Consider the following 18265-nt stretch of genomic DNA (forward strand, 5'->3'; position numbering starts at 1 on the left):
AATCCCATGCAAAAATTATATATCCTTCGCCTGGATCTTAAGATCATTCAAGAACTGCATGGCCTGAAGAGGTGTCATATTCATCACGTCGGCACCCTTCACCGCATCGATAATACCTCTGATCGCAGGAGTTTGTACAGCTTCCGGCGCCATGGCATGTCCATCCTTGCCAACCTTCGCCGTTCTCGGATCAGGCACTTCCTCTTCCCCAAAAATAGAGAGCTGTACCACGCCCCCCTTCCGTTCTCCATGGCTCAAGTCGCGGGGGGTATACGGGAACGCATCTTCACGCTGCTCCCTTGCCATTACTGCTCCATCGGTACCCTCGGCAGCCAAAGAGGCTGAAGCGGTCTCTTCCCGCTGCAATGCCGCCCCATGCTCCGAAGCCACAGCAGCCAGCGAAGCCTGCTCCAAGCCCTGCAGCAGGCCATAAGCACGGTCAATGATGCTGCCGGGCAGACCTGCCAATCTGGCGCAATAAATACCATAGCTGCTGTCTGCTGCCCCCGGGATCAGCTTGCGGAGAAAATGAACCTTATCTCCGCTCTCCTGAACGGCCATGGAATAGTTCTTAAGGCCGCCAAGACTTTCCTGAAGATGAGCAAGCTCATGGAAATGCGTGGATACAAGCGCCTTGCATCCGATATGATCGTGCACATATTCAATGACGGCTTGTGCAATGGCCATGCCTTCGCTTGTTGACGTTCCGCGTCCCAGTTCATCAATGATAATCAGACTGCGAGGCGTTGCTTTTTCCGTCATGACCTGAATATCTGCCATTTCGACCATAAAGGTGCTCTGGCCTCCAATTAAGTCGTCCGCTGCTCCGATGCGGGTAAAGATCCGGTCTACCAGCGGGATAACCGCGCGCTCGGCCGGAACAAAGCAGCCGAGCTGGGCCAGGATTGACAATAAGGCAACCTGGCGCATATATGTGCTTTTTCCAGCCATATTCGGACCGGTAATAAGCAGGATAGAGGAGCCGTCCTTACGCAAATCCGTGCCATTCGCAATAAATGCAGAATCCTTCATAACCGATTCAACAACAGGATGGCGTCCGCCTTCAACGATGTAATCATACCCGTCGCTCAGCTCCGGCTTCACGAACCGGTACTCTGCACTGACCGCAGCCAGCGATTGGTAAACGTCGATTTCCGCGATTCGCTCGGCAAGCTTCTGCAATCGGCTCACTTGTGTATTCAGCTTGTCCCTAAGCTCGGTAAAGAGGGCATATTCAAGGTCCACCATCTTCTCCTGGGCCTCCAGGATCAAACCTTCCTTCTCCTTCAGCTCCGGTGTAACATATCGTTCCGCATTGGCGAGCGTCTGCTTCCGCTCATACCGGCCTTCCGGCAGGGAAGACAAATTGGACTTGGTTACCTCGATGAAGTAGCCAAACACCTTGTTGTAGCCGATCTTCAGGGATTTGATTCCTGTAGCCGCACGTTCCTTGGCTTCCAGCTCTGCGATCCAGCGTTTGCCGCTGGTGCTTGCCTCACGGAATTCGTCCAGGCGCTCGTGATATCCCGGCTTGATAATCCCTCCATCACGTACGGACACCGGCGGCTCATCCACAATGGCGTCCTCGATCAGCTCGCACAGATCGTCGCAAATATCCGTATCCGCGGCTACACGCCGGAGGGTTTCGGAAGGGGATTGAGCACACAGCTCTTTCAGGGAAGGAATTTGTCTCAGCGACAGCTTGAGCGCATTCAAATCCCGACCATTCGCACTGCCAAACGCAATCCGGCCTACCAGCCGTTCCAGATCGTAAATCTCTTTAAGTGCCATCCGCAAATCTTCTCGCAGTATGTACTGGTTATAGAGATGTTCCACAGCCTCCAGCCGCTCTTCGATCCGGCTTCGGGACAACAGCGGTTTATCGATTCTCCGCCGCAGGAGCCTTGCCCCCATCGAGGTCTCCGTTCGGTCCAGAAGCCACAGGAGCGAACCCTTCTTCGAACGCTCACGCACCGTCTCGACCAGCTCCAGATTGCGCCTTGTGAATGGATCCAGGACCATGTACTGTCCCGGTTCATAGGAAGCAATCTGCGTCAGCTGCCCTAGTGACCGCTTCTGCGTCTCGCTTAAATACGAGATCAGCAGAGATACGCAGGCTCTGCGTTCCTCTTCCAGACGAGCCCAGGCGGGCTCCCCGAATTGGGTTCGAACCAACGCATCCTCTCTTCGATCCCACGCCGTATATACGATATTCCGGCTGCCGGGAAGCGACTGTGAAGAGATGATCTCAAGCAGCGCTGCGTCACCGATAATCTCGGAAGGCTCATAGAGGCCAATCTCGTCCCGGAGCCACTCCTCCGACCATGGAACCGAGGTCACATAGAGCTCGCCGGTCGACAAGTCGCATGCGGATAAAGACATCAATCCGCCCGCTTCTGTGACACACACCATATAGTTGTTCGATTTGTCGTGGACAACCTTGCCGTCCATGATCGTTCCCGGCGTTACGACCCGGACGATTTCCCGGCGCACCATGCCTTTGGTAACGGAGGCATCCTCCATCTGCTCACAGATGGCGACTTTGTACCCTTTTTCAATCAACCGCTGGATATACCCTTCGGCTGAATGATACGGCACTCCGCACATCGGTATTTTCTCGGTGCCACCGCCTTCGCGGCCGGTTAGTGTAATCTCCAGTTCCTTCGACGCGAGGATCGCATCATCAAAAAACATTTCATAAAAATCGCCTAAGCGGAAAAAAAGAAACGCATCCTTCGCTTGTTCCTTTACATTTAAATATTGTTCAATCATCGGCGTATATTTAGCCATGACGTACCTCCATGCCTTTTCTAGCTTGGCCTCTATTATAACAGAAATTGACCTCAAGGCATCAAGGCTTAACGGGAATATTCCACAGCGGCCTGATATCCCTGCTCTCATCCCAGGTTCGCCCCGCCTCGATATGCACAAGAGCAAGCTCAATTTCACGGGCATAGTCCTTATACTCCGGCAGTGCGGACAGATCCCGGTGCCACCCCGCTATACACTCTTTGAGCACGGTCTTATCCCCGTCGTAATAGGCCCGGTGGTATCGTTCGGTATTCAAGGGCCTTGCGAGCAGCCGGTCGCTGTATCGGGCGATCAGATAGGCGAGATACAGCGATACCTTCGCCACGAGGGGGGAGACGAGAAAGCTGGGAAGCGTTCGGTACTCAAAACCGCCATACGGCTGCCTCCGGAAATCTCCCAGGAAACCGTATCGGGGTCTGCGATGGCGCCCTTTGGGATCTTCCAGCAGCGCCAGCGGCAGTGCCAGATAATTATCCAGCGTCTGAAGCAGTGACAATGACAGCGGAACACCGCTGAAATGAATATGCCCACCAAGCGGGAAGTCCCCGCAAGGCAGAGCACCTGCTCTCCATGTCAGCGAACGATCCAGAATCATCGTTTGGGCAGTGCGCAGCGCTTTTTGCATTTCGTGAAGCAATTCCTTAGGGTCTGCTTTGGGTGACGGCCTTAATTCGGCAATGGGGTAAATGACCTCCCCCCGAAAACGCACGGCATCACTGCCGACTTCCCCGCCACGTGCCATGAACTCGGAAGCAAACACGATTTGCCCGTTGTCCTGCATCAGCACAAACTCCGGATCCATTCCGATCAGCAGCGATGGAGTGATTGGAGCGTCTCCGGTCTCGTTAAGCGTATTGCCCCCTTCCGTCGGGCCGCCCTTGGCACTCATAACCGCTTGATTCCGTCCCCCCTTCATTCGAACACTCTCAACCACGTATCTCCGCCCGGGCCGGGCCGTAATGATGACCTCTCCTTCATCCACACCCAGCGTATACAGCGAACGCAGTGCCGCTTTCTCCAGTCTCCGGTGCAGACCGTCTTCGTATCTCCCATTCTCGGGATCAGGCTCATACAACACCTCGCTGCCTCCCAGCTGATGGTGGCGGATCGAGGCTGCAGCCAGCTTCCGAACATGAACCGAGTATTTGGCTGTGTAGCGGTGCTCCTCCCCGGAAGCCATGCCCAACTGGCAAGGAATGCCGGACCTGATCATACGTGCCTGTGCCAGGATTGCATTAGCCCCATTGATTGGAACATAACCTTTTGCAGCAGTTGGTTTTACCATGGATTTAGTCATCCCCTAGCCCCCCTCGCGAAAAAAATAAAAAAGAGGGCATCCGCCCTCCGCAAAGCTGCCCTCACTGCATATGCTAAGATTATAATCATTCCTACAGGAGGGGTAACTTACAGTTCATCCTCCAGACCTTCGTAATCAAGGTCTTCGTAATCATCGACATCGTCTCCCAGGGCGTAGTCGAACTCTTTGTCTTCGTAGTCACCATGGTGGTTGGTGCATACTTTTACAACGACCTTGGTTTCGGCCACCAGTTCCACCGCATACTCTCTCTCTACCCGCAGGATGACACTCGTGCCATTCGAGGATACGCTGGCTTCGACGCAGCTCGGCTCCTGTGTCGCTTCTGCCGACACCTCCACCGTTGCTGCGCGATGCTTCGGATCCAGATAGGAAAGAGGCACGCGTTCTACATACGACACCGTTTCTTTCGCCACGTCGGTCTGCGAATTTTTGTCATAGGAATACCAGATGTTAACATCGTAAGTACCAATAACTTCAATTCCGTCTCCGGCGGCAACCGCCTCGTATTGATGGTTTATAATCCAGGCCCCCAAAATACTGGTCGGATTATTAGGCGGAGTCACGGTATGTGTTACGGTAGAGAACTTACGACCCTTGCCGCAGATCGCCTTCGTGATGATTTCTCTACATTGGTGTTTATGACTCAATGACATCTTCGAACCTCCTCCATACAATCATTCCATACATGTGTATGCACGAGATGGGCGAATGTTGAATGAAGTGGTCCAAATAAATTCATATGATGCTAAAAATATCAGATTTTTTTTTGAAAAACCCTGAGCTACGGGGCCGAATCCGCACGCTTCTGCGGTTTTTTTGCCGTGGGTGCCTTATACTTCTTCGATATATTCAAATAGTATTCCAGCTCATGGCAGAGCTGCAGAATCGCGGATCTGACCTCGAATTCCTCGCGGGTGGTCGGGAGATCCATTTCCTTGAACCGGTCTTCCAGCTCAATCAGCAGACCTTCGGACTTGCCCGTATATCCTTCAGCAACAACATCCTTGCTTAATTGATCGAAAATTTCAGCGGTCAGCACCCCGTGAGGAAGACGCTCGTACACCTGCGATATCTGATGCATCATGCTCTGGATGTTCTCCATCTGTTCCTTCCGCATATAGAAATATATGTTCCAAGAGCCGTCCGGATGAATCATCTGATTCTCCGATGCCCGCTTCGCTTCTTCTATTCCCCGCTCGATCTGCCGATTGGCCTCAATCAGTTCTTTACCGTCCCATATATGTTCAGGGTCTCTCAGCGTGAGCGAGAAATGATTGAAAATGACAGAGAAGAGCCCGTCCACCCTGCGGCGGATCTCCATCATCGCTCCCTCACTGTTTGGCATGTACACCAAGTTCACCAGCATCGCTGACCCAAGGCCGATAATTAGTAACTCAACCTGAGTAAGGAGAATGTCGAAGCCAATCTCTTCGCCCTGAAACACTCGAAACACCACGACGGAGCTGGTAACGATTCCTTCCTTGAAATTCGCTTTTGAAATCGCAGGGAATGCGAGAAGTATGTAGAGTGCCAGAACCCAGTAATGAAAGCCGAGAAAATAAAAAAGAATGCACGCCAGCAGCAGTCCCAGCAGCGAAGCAAAGAACCTGGATGATATGGAGCGCACACTCCGTTTGCGCGTGACGTCCACGCCGAGTATAGCAAGAAGACCGGCGGACGTAGCCCCCGGTATATTTAAGGCATCTGTAATTAAAATGGCAAGCAGGCTTGCCGCGGCCGTTTTGATGACACGAAATCCCATGTGATGAAGAGCCTCCAGGCGATTGTGATGGTTTTACTTCATCCTAGCCTATTTTCATGCCATAGACAACCATACAGGGAACCTGCCCAAGACAAGGCGCTTTAACGATGAGTTAACAATTTTCTTTCTATATATACAACGATTTGATACATGGCCGTGGCCACGACAGCGATAATGAGAAGGCTTGATAGGACGAGCGTAAAGTTGAATACCTGAAAGCCGTACATGATCAGATAACCAAGACCCGATTTCGCAACCAGGAATTCACCGACTATGACACCGACCCATGCCATGCCCACATTGACCTTCAGTGTAGACACGATGGCCGGATAGGATGCCGGCAGAATGACACGCTGAAAGACCTGACGCTTGGTGCCGCCGAAAGTACGGACAACCTTGATCAGATTGGAATCCACCTCATTAAAGCTGTTGTATACCACAAGGGTGGTCACAATGACCGTAATGGATAATGTAGTGATCACGATAGCGGTAAAGCCGGCGCCGAACATGACAATAAAGATAGGACCCAGCGCCACTTTCGGCATGCTGTTGAACACAACCATGTAAGGGTCCAGAACCTTATTAAGAAACGGTGACCACCAGATCAAGACAGCCAGCAGCGTGCCGACAAGCGTGCCCAGCAGGAACCCGACAACCGTCTCTCCAACCGTGATCCCCAGATGCCCCCACAACTCGCCGCTAACCATGTTGCCCCATATATTAGAGAAGATTTTGGACGGGTAGCTGAATAAAAGCACGTCAATCCACTTCCATCTTCCAGCCGCTTCCCACCAGATAAAAAACAGCAGCAGCAAGCTAAGCTGGACCGCCAGTACCCGATTCCGGATGCTTTTCTTCTTCTTTGTGTGCTTAACATAGATATCCTGGAGCCAGCCCTTCGAAGAAGAAGCAGAAGGCTCATGCCTTGTTGTCATAGGCTTCACTCCTTCCCGATGGTTTGCATTTCGCCCCAAATCTCATGAAACAATTCATTAAAGCCCGGCTCCTTGCGGGCAAAAAAAGGCTGCGCCCGTCGGATGTTCTCCGGGATATCAAATAACCGGTGAATCCGCCCGGGATTGCGGTTTAAGAGAATGACCCGATCGCTCATCGCAATGGCCTCCGACAGGTCATGGGTCACCAGAATGGCGGTCTTTCCCCGCTCTTTCAAAGTCTCCACAATCAAATCCTCGAGCTGCAGCTTCGTCTGATAATCCAATGCGGAGAATGGCTCATCGAGCAGAAGCAGACCGGGATCCGTTGCCAAGGTCCTAACGAGTGCGACCCGCTGTCTCATCCCGCCTGACAGTTGTGACGGATACAGATTGCCGCTGTCGCCAAGCCCCATTTCCCTGAGCAGATTCTGCACGGCGCTGCGGCTCTCCGGATTCAATCGTTCCGTCAATTCCAAACCAATCAAGGCGTTATCCATAATGGTCCGCCACGGAAATAAATAGTCCTGCTGCAGCATGTATCCCACCTCCGGTGACGGCCCATATATCGGATCGCCATTCACGTAAGCGGCTCCTTTGGACGGCTGCAGCAGGCCGGCAATGACAGACAATATGGTCGTCTTGCCACAACCGCTAGGTCCAACCAGGCTGACAAATTCGCCGGGCTCCACCTTCAAGTGAATTCCTTCCACAGCCAGAGAGGCTTCCCGATCGGTGACATATACGTGAGCGATATCATTCAATTCAACTACCGGTACCATGGTGCTCTCTCCTTTCGTTCTATGGATTAGGAGTACGTCATTATTTCGCTAACTTCGCTTTCTCGGCAAACGTGTTGTTAACGATCTTCTCAGGAGCTACCCGCTCTTTCAGTTCGCCGGCTTGATCCATCACGTCCAGCAGATTGTTCCATTCTGCATCATCCACGATCGGATCGGTTGCGTAGCTCCCCTGCTCTTTGTACCGTTTAACAGAAGAAACGACGATATCCCGGTCGCTATCCTTGAAATAAGGCATGATGGCATCAGCAATATCCTCAGGAGTGTTGGCATCCACCCATTGCTGTGCCTTGTAGAGGGCATTGGTAAACTTCTGAACCGTTGCGTCATGTTTGTCGATATAACTCTGCTTGGTCATGAACACCGTATAAGGCAGATGTCCGCTTTCCACGCCGAAGGAAGCTACCACCTTACCCCGGCCTTCTTTTTCGAAGATGGAGGCTTGCGGCTCAAAGAGCTGCACAAACTCACCCGTACCGGAAGCATAGGCTGATGCGATATTGGCAAAATCAATGTTCTGAATCAGCTCGAGATCACCGTGCGGGTCAATCCCTTTTTTGTTCAATGTGAACTCGCCTGCCATCTGCGGCATTCCGCCCTTGCGCTGGCCCAGGAATACCTTACCCTTCACGTTGTTCCAATCAAACGCGCCTGATCCGTCCCGGGCCATCAGGAATGTGCCATCCGTCTGTGTCAGCTGACCGAAGTTAATGACAGGATCCTCAGAGCCCTGCTGATAGACGTAAATCGAGGTTTCGGAGCCGACTAGCGCCACATCGATAGCTCCTGACAGCAATGCCGTCATAGTTTTGTCACCGCCCGGGGTCGTCTGCAGCTCCACATCAAGCCCCTCTTCCTTGAAAAATCCTTTCTCCAACGCGACATACTGCGGCGCATAGAAGATCGAACGTGTCACTTCGCCAATCTTGACTTTTGTAGCCGATCCACCGCCACCGCACCCGGCAAGCGCTACTCCGCAAACAAGCAGCATCGATAACGCCAGCCCCCACCATTTTTGACGCTTCATGGTAACCCTCCATTCCCTTGAACAAACTTTTCTTTTCAACATATGCATGCGTCTGCCCAAAGGTTAAACGCCTGGCAGTGTCACTCATGCCGCTGTACCCTATGTGTGGAGAAGATAAAATACCAAATGAGCTTTTCCTATGTAAAAGAAAAAAACGCAGCCACAAGGGCTGCGTCTCATCCATTAAAGCTTATAAATCTCTTTATATTTCTCTTCCAGATAATCCGCCAGATAGTCCGGGTTCAGCTCTTCTCCTGTGATTCTCACAATAATCTCGGAAGGTTTCTCGCTCTTGCCGTACTTGTAAACCTTGTCTGTCAGCCATTCTTTGATTGGAGCCAAATTCCCCTCTTCAATCAACTGGTCAAGGTTCGGCAGCTCTTTACGCATCGTGTGAAGCATTTGGGCAGCATACATGTTACCCAGCGAATAGGATGCAAAATATCCGAAATCACCGCCGGACCAGTGAACATCCTGCAGCACGCCCATTCCATCGTTTGTCGGCATAATGCCGAGGTATTCCTTATACTTCGCGTTCCAGGTTTCCGGAAGATCCTTCACAGCCAATCCTTCGTTAAAGAGCATTTTCTCGATCTCGTAGCGAATGATGATGTGCAGGTTATATGTCAGTTCGTCTGCCTCAATACGAATCAAAGAGTTCTCTACCTTGTTCGCAGCCAGATAGAATTGCTCAACGTCCACTTCCTTTAATTGCTCAGGGAAGTACTGCTGGAGGTCCGCAAAATAACGACGCCAGAACGGGCGGCTCCGGCCAATCATATTCTCCCAAAGACGGGATTGGGACTCATGAATGCCCATGGAGGTGCCGCCGGAGAGCGGCGTGCCTGCCAGTGTCTTGTCGATATTTTGCTCATATAGTGCATGCCCGCCCTCGTGCAAGGAGCTGAATACCGCACTGAGCACGTCATCCGGAAGATACATGGTCGTAATGCGCACATCGCCAGGATTGAGACCCGTCGCAAATGGATGCACACTCTCATCCAGGCGTCCTGCTTCAAAGTCATAACCCATTTGCTCCAGCAGAAACAAGCTGAATTTCTCCTGCTGTTCTTTCGGGAACAGCTGTTTCAAGAAAGCTGTTTCCGGTTTGAAGGAAGACTCCTGGATTGCATGGACCAGCGGCACCAGACGCGCTTTCAGACGTTCGAAGATGGCATCCACCTTCTCCACCGTCAGATCCGGCTCGTACATATCAAGCAGTGTATCGTATCGGGTATCCTTCACGCCCCAATATTCGATAAACTCCTGCTTGAACGCTACGATTTTGGTTAAGTATGGCTCGAAACCTTCGAAATCACTATTCTTCTTCGCTTCCTCCCACTTCGTTTCCGATTGGGCGGCAAGAATGGAATATTCCTGGAAGCGTTCAGGTGGAATGGATTTGCTCTGGTCGTACATTTTACGCACTTCCGCGATCATGCGGCGTTTGCGATCATCCAACTGCTCTGCCTGTTCCGGCTCGGCAAAAAAAGACAGAAGCTGTCCCATCTCTTCCGAGATTTGCAGTTTAAATGCTTCTGTAGATAGAACCCCGATCGTTTCGGAACGAATTTCGGTTCCTTTGCGGGGAGCACCTGTCCGTAAATCCCAATGAAGTAGGCCTATAGCTTCGTAGTAGCTCATAATTTTGCGAACCAATCGATCAAATTGTTCCCATTGCTGTGAATGTTGTACTGCCATACGGGCTCACCTTCTTTTTTTAGTGATAGGAATCTTTTATACTCTATTGATGATACTTTTTACAAGGTATATAATCAACTTCCAGAAAGAATAAATAACATTCTACATATAAAGGAGTGTCAGGATGCCTTGATTATTCAACTCACCCCCCAAGCCGAGCAGAAGCTGAAGGATAAACTTGGGGACAAGCCAGGCACCATCAGGCTGATCTATGACACGGAGGGATGCGGATGTGCCGTCAACGGCGTTCCAAGCCTGCGAATTGTAGATGAGCCTACAGTGGATGATATCACTGTAGATACGGGAAGCCCTGTGCCTTTTATTGTAAACCGTCGGCAGGAAATTTTCTTCGAGGACAAGATGAAGCTTGACGCCGATCCCGGCGTGTGCTCCTTCCGCCTTGACAGCAGCGGACAACATTACGGCACCAATATTCAGATTATAGATACCCGAGTGCAACAACTATAAACGACGATCGAAACGAAGGAGAGAATATCCATGGAACAACACCTAAACAGCATTTTGGAACACAACCGCAGCTTTGTAGAGAACAAAGAATACGAATCCTATCTGACCGGTCGTTTTCCTGAGAAAAAACTCGTCATCATCACCTGCATGGATACACGGCTCGTCGAACTGCTTCCAAAAGCAATGAATTTCAAGAATGGCGATGTCAAAATCATTAAAAACGCCGGCGCTATCATCTCCCAGCCTTTCGGCAGTGTGATGCGGAGCGTTATGGTTGCACTGTACGAGCTTCATGCGGAAGAAGTAATCGTAGTAGGCCACTATGAATGCGGCATGGCTTCCCTCAACGCCGAGGATATGATCCAGCATATGAGAGACCGCGGGATCTCGGATGAAGTTCTCTCCACGCTTGAAAATTCCGGCATCCGCTTGTCCAAATGGCTTCGCGGTTTCGATAACATTACAGACGGCGTAAAAAACACCGTTGACCTGATCAAAAAACACCCGCTGCTTCCGCCAAACGTACCCGTTCACGGCATGGTTATCGACCCTAACACAGGCGCGCTTGATCTGGTAGTCGAAGGTTACGAGAACAAATAAATCATTCAAAGTCAAATTGGAGCACAAGCGCTGAGGCGTTTGTGCTTTTTTAGTCACAATTTTACCAAAAGCAGAGAGAAAGAACCCTCCCCCAGTTGTCAAACCATACAGTTTCAGTGTACACTTTTTATCAACCGGACCGATAGGCGGATTTCCATCCCAACCTTAGTGTCCACGATATGCGTTTCAAAGGGAGTTATGTCCATGAATACGTTGTCATACGGCTTGTTAGGACTACTAGCAAGAAGAGAATCATCAGGATACGATTTGATGCTTCGCATACAGCCATTTTGGCAAGCCAAACACAGTCAAATTTATCCCCTGCTGTCCAGCATGGAGGAGAAGCAATTGTTGTCCTCTCACTGGGTCCAGCAAAGTGATAAACCGGACAAGAAAATCTATGCGATTACCGAAAAGGGCATGCAGAAGCTGCGCGAATGGATGTACCAACCCATTGCTCCCGCAGTCACCAAAGATGAACTTTCTCTTCGAACCTTCTGCCTGTGGTTAGCGGAGATCGGCATCGCCGTTGATATTTTCGAGGACCGCAGAATTGGCTATCTGGAGAAAAAGCGTTATTACGAGCAGATTTTAGAGGGGATTCCGGAGGAAACCCGAGAGCTTGGAAGCAAGGCATTCAGCAATTATGTACTCGCTACCAAAGGATTGATGATGGCTGAGACCGAGCTGAAATGGTGTGATTGGGTACTGGATTTATTAAAACAGCAGCAGCGCTCAACCGCCTCAAAACATGGTCGCACAAATTTTGAAACCTTATCGTGACTCGTCCGTAGTACTCTTTATTACTCTAAATTCACTGGGAGGTTCGACAGAACACGATGAAAAAAGTATTGACTATTCTTGTAGCGATTACACTGTTCTTTGTAGCGCTGACACCAGATTCCGCAGATGCCAGAAGAGGCGGCGGCGGTTTCAAATCCGGTAATAAGACATACAACAGCACTCCGAAAAAGAATGATACCAATAATGTGCAACAATCCAACAACCGTTCCAATAACACAGGAGCAGCCAACACAACCAAACGCGGATTCTTTAGCGGCGGCGGCTTGATGAAAGGTCTTATGATCGGTGGTCTTGCCGGTTTGCTCTTCGGCGGAATGTTCGCTGGCATGGGCTTCATGGGCGAAATTATGGGATTGTTGATTAATCTCATTGCAATCTGGGCTTTGATTATGGTCGTTATGGCTGTTGTACGCGCCGTGAAGAATCGTCGTCAACAAAACGAGCGTCGCGACAACAACAACAATAACAATAATAATCGGTACTAATCCATGGTTCTAAGCATGGACGAAATCGTCAATGCGGTCTGTCTTCACCAGGCGGAACGCAGAGGCGTCAAACCGACAGATGTATCGCTTGAGCTTAGCTGGGATGAGGATACCGGTTATACGGCGGAAGTATGGGTAAGCGGAAGAACCCAGTATTTGATTGAGGCTAACCTCATTGAAGCGATTCTTCGCTACCTGCACTCCGAGTACAACATTCGCGCATACAGCGAACAGGTAAGACTTGAGCTTGAAGACGAAATTATCGCAATTGTTCAACAATAAGCAAGAAATCAAAAAAACTGCCGCCTTGCGTAACGCGAGGCGGCAGTTTTTTTATAATGAACCCTCTTCTCTTCCCAACTTATCTGCAAACGTTCCTGCTGGCTATTCATGCTGCTGAAGACCATCCGGCGTGTACACCATGCAATACTGCCGGAGTGAACTGTTGGGTAACAGAATGACCTTGACCGTGCGATAATCATAGTGCTCATAAATGGGTACGTTGCTTGGGGTCTGTGTCTCCAACGTACATAAGATATTCTTCGTATGACATTCTGCAAGCAGTGGCTTTATGATCCTCGAAATGTATCCTTGTCCGCGGCAGCCTTCCTGCACAGCAATCATATCCAAGTGCATATACTGCCGGTCGCCCAGCATCGATAGCCAAACTGAACTCATGCTGCGCAAAATGGTTAGTCCTCGAACAAATCCTCGTATCCCAATGATTCGGCAAATCGGCAAGGATTTGATTATGGCGAGCCCGATCTGTTTCGCATACTTAACGTTAGAGAGCAGTGTTCCTGCCTGTCGCTCCGAATGGAATACCAACGCCACGGCCTCGAAGTCCTTAGACGTCGTTAATACATCCGAATAAGGATACAACATTTCAATATAGCACTGGAAAAAAATATTCAGTGCGTCGAGCCTCGTTGTCTCATCAGGCAAAATAAGTTGATATAAAGGGTCATCCTTTGCAAAAGCTCGCGCCAGCGTGCTGGCTGCCTTTGGAATGTCAGATCGATCTACTCTCAATAATGTGCTATAAATAATTCCACCTCAAATTGAATTGTCCTTCGAATCAGCAGTTTCATACATGCTCATGCTATACGCTATTTTAGCTAGGAAGAATCCACATGAAACACCTGATACTGCTTCCGGTATTCCCCGGGGGTGTACGACGATTGACGTTTGAATAACCGTGTAAAGTAGTTATTATCCTGGAAGCCGCATTGCTCTCCGATTTTGATCAGGGACAGCTCCGAATGTGCCAGCAGCCGTTTAGCTCGCTCAATCTGCAGATGATGTCTGTATTGCAGAGGACTCATCCCCGAGTATTGCTTCAAGCAGCGCGCCAAATAATCAAAATGATAATGCAGCTCGCGGTCCAACTCTCCCGAATCAAAGGGCTGCTCCAGGTGATTCGCCAAGTAGGAAGCTACCTTTTCGCCAAGAAAATAGGATCCGGCATGCGGACTGCTCTTTCTCATCCCGTTCTGCAATTGCAGGAGAAGCTGACCGAACAAATTATGCAGCTCAAACGATCGGTATGGTGTAAGCGCACTGTGCAGTACAAGCATATAACATCTATTCCTCATTAAATACTTCGATCATCAACAGGGCACCTTTTCTAAATCCATGCACGAACGCTGCCGCCGTATGCATTGCACTTGATTGACCTGCCAAATCAAACAACTCTTCAATTTGCTCAAATTCAGTTTCCGATAAATTTTTTTTGAAGGACTCCATGCAGCTAGAAATTTTTCTATTAATTGACTTATAATTTGGATCGATAGATTTTATTGATTCATCAGGACGCCAATTTCCATAGTATATTTCCTCTAGAATACTAATCATTTCCCCTTCCTTTCCTTTAAACACGTCTGATTTATTAGATAAGCTTACACCATAAAAATAAATCGATTGATATTTATGCAAATTCCGCATAGGTTTTTCTGTCGCAGTGAGCTCTCCCCCTGATGAGGACTCTTCTATTCAATGGAACTAGGGCCTGTATATTCCAGAGCTATCCTATCTTATGGTATAATCTACTATTGTGGTGGTTATCTTCCATACAGAACCGATTTGAGAGGAGAACAATTTCATGCAAGAACACAAACGCTGGAGTAGAGTCAAGCGCTGGGCCGGTGCCGGGGCATTAAGCTTAACCATTTTGTTAGGCAATGTCTTCCCGATTCATGCCGACACACCGACTGCTCCCGTACCCGACATCAGCCCTTGGTCGATAGCTACACTGAACGAAGGTGAGAAATACGGCATATATCCGATGGAATGGTATTATGACGGAACCTTCAGACAATCCATTACGGAAGATAAGTTTCAATCTTTAATGGCTACTACGGCGAAGAAGCTGGATCAGCTGGGTCTTAAGAAAAAAGAAGCTTCCTTGTCCTATGTAACAGCCGATGTAATCACAAGAGAAATGGTCATCACCTCTTTATTCAAGCTCCTGTCCAATTACGAGCTGCCGGAAGCTTTCGGGAACACGGCGGTCAAAACGATGGATTACATGCAGCAAAAAGGCATCGTAAAAGGCACCAAAGCAGGTCTGCAGCTGGATCAGCCTTCAAGTGTCGAACAAGCGGTTGTGATGGCCAGCCGATTGATTGAGTATACATATGATACGGCCGATGGCGGAGCCGAAGGCCTGATGTGGAAAGTGACTAACGATAACAACACACTGTATTTGCTCGGATCGGTTCATTTGGGATTGACCGACATGTATCCGATGCATCCGAGCATTCGCGATGCGTTTGCGGCATCGGACGATCTTTGGGTCGAGGTTGATATTGTCAACGGGGATATGTCTTATTTCCAAGAGAAGATGATGTACAGTGACGGTACGAAGCTGCAGGATCATATATCCGCAACTTCCTACGAGAAGCTGCAGAAGACGCTGAAAAAGCTGGCACTGCCAGCAAACACGTTTGATAGCTTCAAGCCCTTTGGCGTATCCAACACCCTCTCCACGTTCGGTTATTTCGAGAATCCGGCCGACAGTGCGTTGGCCATGGCAACCGGTATCGACAGCTATTTCCTTACTAGTGCCATGCTGACAGGCAAGCCAATTCATGAGCTGGAGAGCATTAAGCTGCAAGCTGACCTGTTCGCTGACGTGCCTGCCGAAACGCAGGAGAAAGAATTGAATGAGCTGCTGGATGTCCTCTTGTCAGAAAAAGGATCGCAGGAAATTGCCAACAACCTGAAGCAAATGCAGCTGGATTGGATTGAAGGCGACGTGGAAGGCCTGAAGAAAACCCTGACCGCTGACGGACAGCTCACCCAAGGGGAAACCAATCAGCGTCTGATCGGCGAACGAGACAAGAACATGGCCATTAAACTGTCCGAGCTGCTGGAAAAAGAAGGAGAGCATACTTCCTTTGTCGTGGTAGGCGCGGCACATTATGTCATGGATGGCATGGTTGTCGATTTATTAAAAGAAAAAGGTTATGATGTACAGCTTGTACAGAAATAAACAAGGTATCCTGCTGTATTGATATTGTATCGCCCTGTCCGTATTCATGTGGACAGGGCGATTTTTTATATATAGAGATGCTCCGCATGTATCATGTGTCATTGACCTGCGCTCACAGATTACCGATAATAGTAGAATGAGTTCACTATCTTCAAAGGATTGGAGCTATATCATGAAATATCACAATTTGGAAGAGTGCATCATCGATCTGGAAAAAAACGGGCATTTAGTTCGTATACATGAAGAGGTTGACCCTCATCTTGAAATGGCAGCCATACATATGAAGGTCTACGAGGCAGGCGGCCCGGCACTGTTGTTTGAGAACGTAAAAGGTTCGAACTTCCGTGCGGTATCCAACCTGTTTGGAACGATGGAGCGCAGCAAATTCATTTTTCGGGACACGTTCGAGTCTACGCAAGATGTCATTGCATTGCGCAATGAACCCATGAAAGCGCTCAAGAATCCTTTTAAATATGTCGGGACGGGATTAGCAGCTAAAACCGCATTGCCTCTCAAAAAAACAACCGCCCTCCCGCAAGGGTTTCAGGAAATCCAAATCGCCGATCTGCCGCTGATCAAACATTGGAAGGACGACGGCGGCGCTTTTGTCACCTTACCACAAGTGTATTCCGAAGATCCGGAAAAACCGGGCATTATGAATTCCAATCTGGGGATGTACCGCGTCCAGCTTACAGGCAACGAATATGAAATGAACAAAGAAGTCGGCATCCATTACCAGATCCACCGCGGCATCGGCATCCATCAGGCAAAAGCAAACAAGCTGGGCCAGCCTCTTAAAGTAAGTATTTTTATAGGGGGTCCACCTGCCCACACGATATCGGCCGTGATGCCGTTGCCTGAGGGCATGAGCGAGCTTACCTTCGCGGGTTTGCTGTCAGGGCGCCATTTCCGGTACAGCTATGTCGATGGTTATTGTATAAGCCACGATGCGGATTTTGTAATTACAGGGGAGATTCATCCCGGCGAGACCAAACCGGAAGGACCATTCGGTGATCATCTGGGCTATTACAGCCTTGTTCATCCTTTTCCTGTCATGAGAGTGCACAAGGTGTATGCCAAACAGCGGGCCATTTATCCGTTTACGGTTGTCGGCAGACCGCCGCAGGAAGATACGTCCTTTGGAGAGCTGATTCATGAGCTGACCGGCGGAGCGATTCGCCAAGAGATCCCGGGTGTCAAAGAAGTGCATGCGGTTGATGCTGCCGGGGTTCACCCCCTGCTGTTTGCCATTGGCAGCGAACGCTACACCCCCTACCAACAAGTAAAACAGCCGGCAGAGCTGCTCACGATTGCCAATCGGATTCTAGGCACCGGCCAATTGAGTCTGGCCAAATATCTGTTCATTGCCGCTGAAGAGAAACAAGCGTTAAGCACGCACCATATCGAGGGGTTCTTGACGTATATCTTGGAGCGCATCAATCTGCACCGGGACATCCATTTTCAGACCAATACTACAATCGATACCCTCGATTATTCCGGAACCGGACTCAATACTGGCAGCAAGGTTGTCTTTGCAGCGGTTGGGGATAAAAAAAGAGAGCTCTGCCATGAAGTGCCTGAAACCTTGAAGGATCTGCCAGGATTCTCCCCTGCCCGATTGATCATGCCAGGCATTGTGGCTATACAGGGTTCCCCATTTACGAGTTATTCCGATGTGCAGCTGGAAATGGACGGACTAAGCGAGGCTATTCGAGCTAGAGGTCAACTCCCCTCATGTCCGATGATCATTCTATGTGATGACAGTGAATTCATGAGTGCGGCTATCAGCAATTTTCTCTGGGCGACCTTTACGCGAAGCAACCCTTCCCATGACATTCACGGTGTGAACGGCTACTATGAGCACAAGCATTGGGGCTGCGACAATATCATTATCGATGCCCGTTCGAAACCGCATCAAGCACCGCCCCTCATTCCGGATGCCGCAGTCGAACAACATATCAAGCGCTTGTTTACAGACGGCGGCAGTTTAAGCCGCATTCAAATACGCTAGCAGCCGTAAACGTGCTTTGAATCGTATTACCTTCAAATGAAAGCAAACCTAAA

General features: G+C 49.7%; 18 protein-coding genes. 7 read left to right on the forward strand and 11 right to left on the reverse strand.

From position 1 onward, the window contains the following. Nucleotides 1–15: 15 nt before the first annotated feature. From mutS to PGL02S_RS23735, 8 genes are all read right to left on the reverse strand, one after another. Nucleotides 16–2790: a DNA mismatch repair protein MutS gene (gene mutS / locus PGL02S_RS23700; RefSeq protein WP_036637532.1), complete on the reverse strand. Its 2775-nt coding sequence runs from the start codon at nucleotides 2788–2790 to the stop codon at nucleotides 16–18. 61 nt (nucleotides 2791–2851) lie between these two features. Beyond that, nucleotides 2852–4108, reverse strand: a complete 1257-nt coding sequence (locus tag PGL02S_RS23705) for a putative amidoligase domain-containing protein (protein WP_036637530.1) — start codon at nucleotides 4106–4108, stop codon at nucleotides 2852–2854. Between the two features lie 107 nt (nucleotides 4109–4215). Next, nucleotides 4216–4782: an outer spore coat protein CotE gene (locus PGL02S_RS23710; protein WP_006209636.1), complete on the reverse strand. Its 567-nt coding sequence runs from the start codon at nucleotides 4780–4782 to the stop codon at nucleotides 4216–4218. Between the two features lie 128 nt (nucleotides 4783–4910). Then, nucleotides 4911–5891, reverse strand: coding sequence for an aromatic acid exporter family protein (locus PGL02S_RS23715; RefSeq protein ID WP_006209635.1), 981 nt, complete (start codon nucleotides 5889–5891; stop codon nucleotides 4911–4913). A gap of 101 nt (nucleotides 5892–5992) precedes the next feature. Further along, entirely contained in the window at nucleotides 5993–6826 is an 834-nt protein-coding gene (locus PGL02S_RS23720; protein ID WP_006209634.1) for an ABC transporter permease, read from the reverse strand. Nucleotides 6827–6831: 5 nt separating this feature from the next. Continuing rightward, a complete protein-coding gene (locus PGL02S_RS23725; RefSeq protein ID WP_036637528.1) occupies nucleotides 6832–7605 on the reverse strand; it encodes an ABC transporter ATP-binding protein in 774 nt (257 codons plus the stop codon). 40 nt (nucleotides 7606–7645) lie between these two features. Then, the gene (locus tag PGL02S_RS23730; RefSeq protein WP_006209632.1) at nucleotides 7646–8650 is read right to left on the reverse strand and encodes an ABC transporter substrate-binding protein; all 1005 of its coding nucleotides are present in this window, start codon (nucleotides 8648–8650) and stop codon (nucleotides 7646–7648) included. A gap of 183 nt (nucleotides 8651–8833) precedes the next feature. Further along, nucleotides 8834–10351, reverse strand: coding sequence for a carboxypeptidase M32 (locus PGL02S_RS23735; RefSeq protein WP_006209631.1), 1518 nt, complete (start codon nucleotides 10349–10351; stop codon nucleotides 8834–8836). A gap of 129 nt (nucleotides 10352–10480) precedes the next feature. On the opposite strand from PGL02S_RS23735, the gene PGL02S_RS23740 reads away from it, so the two are divergent. The 5 genes from PGL02S_RS23740 to PGL02S_RS23760 all read left to right on the forward strand — a co-directional run bounded on the left by PGL02S_RS23740 (nucleotide 10481) and on the right by PGL02S_RS23760 (nucleotide 12990). Next, nucleotides 10481–10819 (forward strand): iron-sulfur cluster biosynthesis family protein, encoded by a 339-nt coding sequence (locus PGL02S_RS23740; RefSeq protein WP_036637526.1) that lies wholly within the window; start codon nucleotides 10481–10483, stop codon nucleotides 10817–10819. 30 nt (nucleotides 10820–10849) lie between these two features. Next, complete coding sequence (locus PGL02S_RS23745) at nucleotides 10850–11419, forward strand: beta-class carbonic anhydrase (RefSeq protein WP_006209629.1); 570 nt, start codon at nucleotides 10850–10852, stop codon at nucleotides 11417–11419. Nucleotides 11420–11623: 204 nt separating this feature from the next. Beyond that, a complete protein-coding gene (locus tag PGL02S_RS23750; protein ID WP_036637524.1) occupies nucleotides 11624–12202 on the forward strand; it encodes a PadR family transcriptional regulator in 579 nt (192 codons plus the stop codon). A 56-nt stretch (nucleotides 12203–12258) separates the two neighbouring features. Continuing rightward, nucleotides 12259–12708, forward strand: coding sequence for a hypothetical protein (locus PGL02S_RS23755; RefSeq protein WP_006209627.1), 450 nt, complete (start codon nucleotides 12259–12261; stop codon nucleotides 12706–12708). Between the two features lie 3 nt (nucleotides 12709–12711). Continuing rightward, a complete protein-coding gene (locus PGL02S_RS23760) occupies nucleotides 12712–12990 on the forward strand; it encodes a YxcD family protein (protein ID WP_036637522.1) in 279 nt (92 codons plus the stop codon). 102 nt (nucleotides 12991–13092) lie between these two features. On the opposite strand, the gene PGL02S_RS23765 is transcribed toward PGL02S_RS23760, so the two are convergent. From PGL02S_RS23765 to PGL02S_RS23775, 3 genes are all read right to left on the reverse strand, one after another. Then, the gene (locus PGL02S_RS23765; protein ID WP_173937144.1) at nucleotides 13093–13740 is read right to left on the reverse strand and encodes a GNAT family N-acetyltransferase; all 648 of its coding nucleotides are present in this window, start codon (nucleotides 13738–13740) and stop codon (nucleotides 13093–13095) included. An 86-nt stretch (nucleotides 13741–13826) separates the two neighbouring features. Continuing rightward, nucleotides 13827–14285, reverse strand: a complete 459-nt coding sequence (locus PGL02S_RS23770; RefSeq protein ID WP_051449104.1) for a helix-turn-helix transcriptional regulator — start codon at nucleotides 14283–14285, stop codon at nucleotides 13827–13829. Between the two features lie 7 nt (nucleotides 14286–14292). Beyond that, nucleotides 14293–14643, reverse strand: coding sequence for a DUF6809 family protein (locus PGL02S_RS23775; RefSeq protein ID WP_307719600.1), 351 nt, complete (start codon nucleotides 14641–14643; stop codon nucleotides 14293–14295). 166 nt (nucleotides 14644–14809) lie between these two features. On the opposite strand from PGL02S_RS23775, the gene PGL02S_RS23780 reads away from it, so the two are divergent. Together PGL02S_RS23780 and PGL02S_RS23785 are read left to right on the forward strand one after the other, a co-directional pair. Then, on the forward strand, nucleotides 14810–16201 hold the full coding sequence (locus tag PGL02S_RS23780; protein ID WP_036637520.1) for a TraB/GumN family protein: 1392 nt from the start codon (nucleotides 14810–14812) through the stop codon (nucleotides 16199–16201). Nucleotides 16202–16373: 172 nt separating this feature from the next. Next, a complete protein-coding gene (locus tag PGL02S_RS23785) occupies nucleotides 16374–18212 on the forward strand; it encodes a UbiD family decarboxylase (RefSeq protein ID WP_036637518.1) in 1839 nt (612 codons plus the stop codon). Nucleotides 18213–18265: the final 53 nt, after the last annotated feature.

The sequence above is a fragment of the Paenibacillus glucanolyticus NBRC 15330 genome (genome assembly GCF_004000885.1).
In the GTDB taxonomy this organism is placed as follows: Bacteria; Bacillota; Bacilli; order Paenibacillales; family Paenibacillaceae; genus Paenibacillus_AQ; species Paenibacillus_AQ glucanolyticus.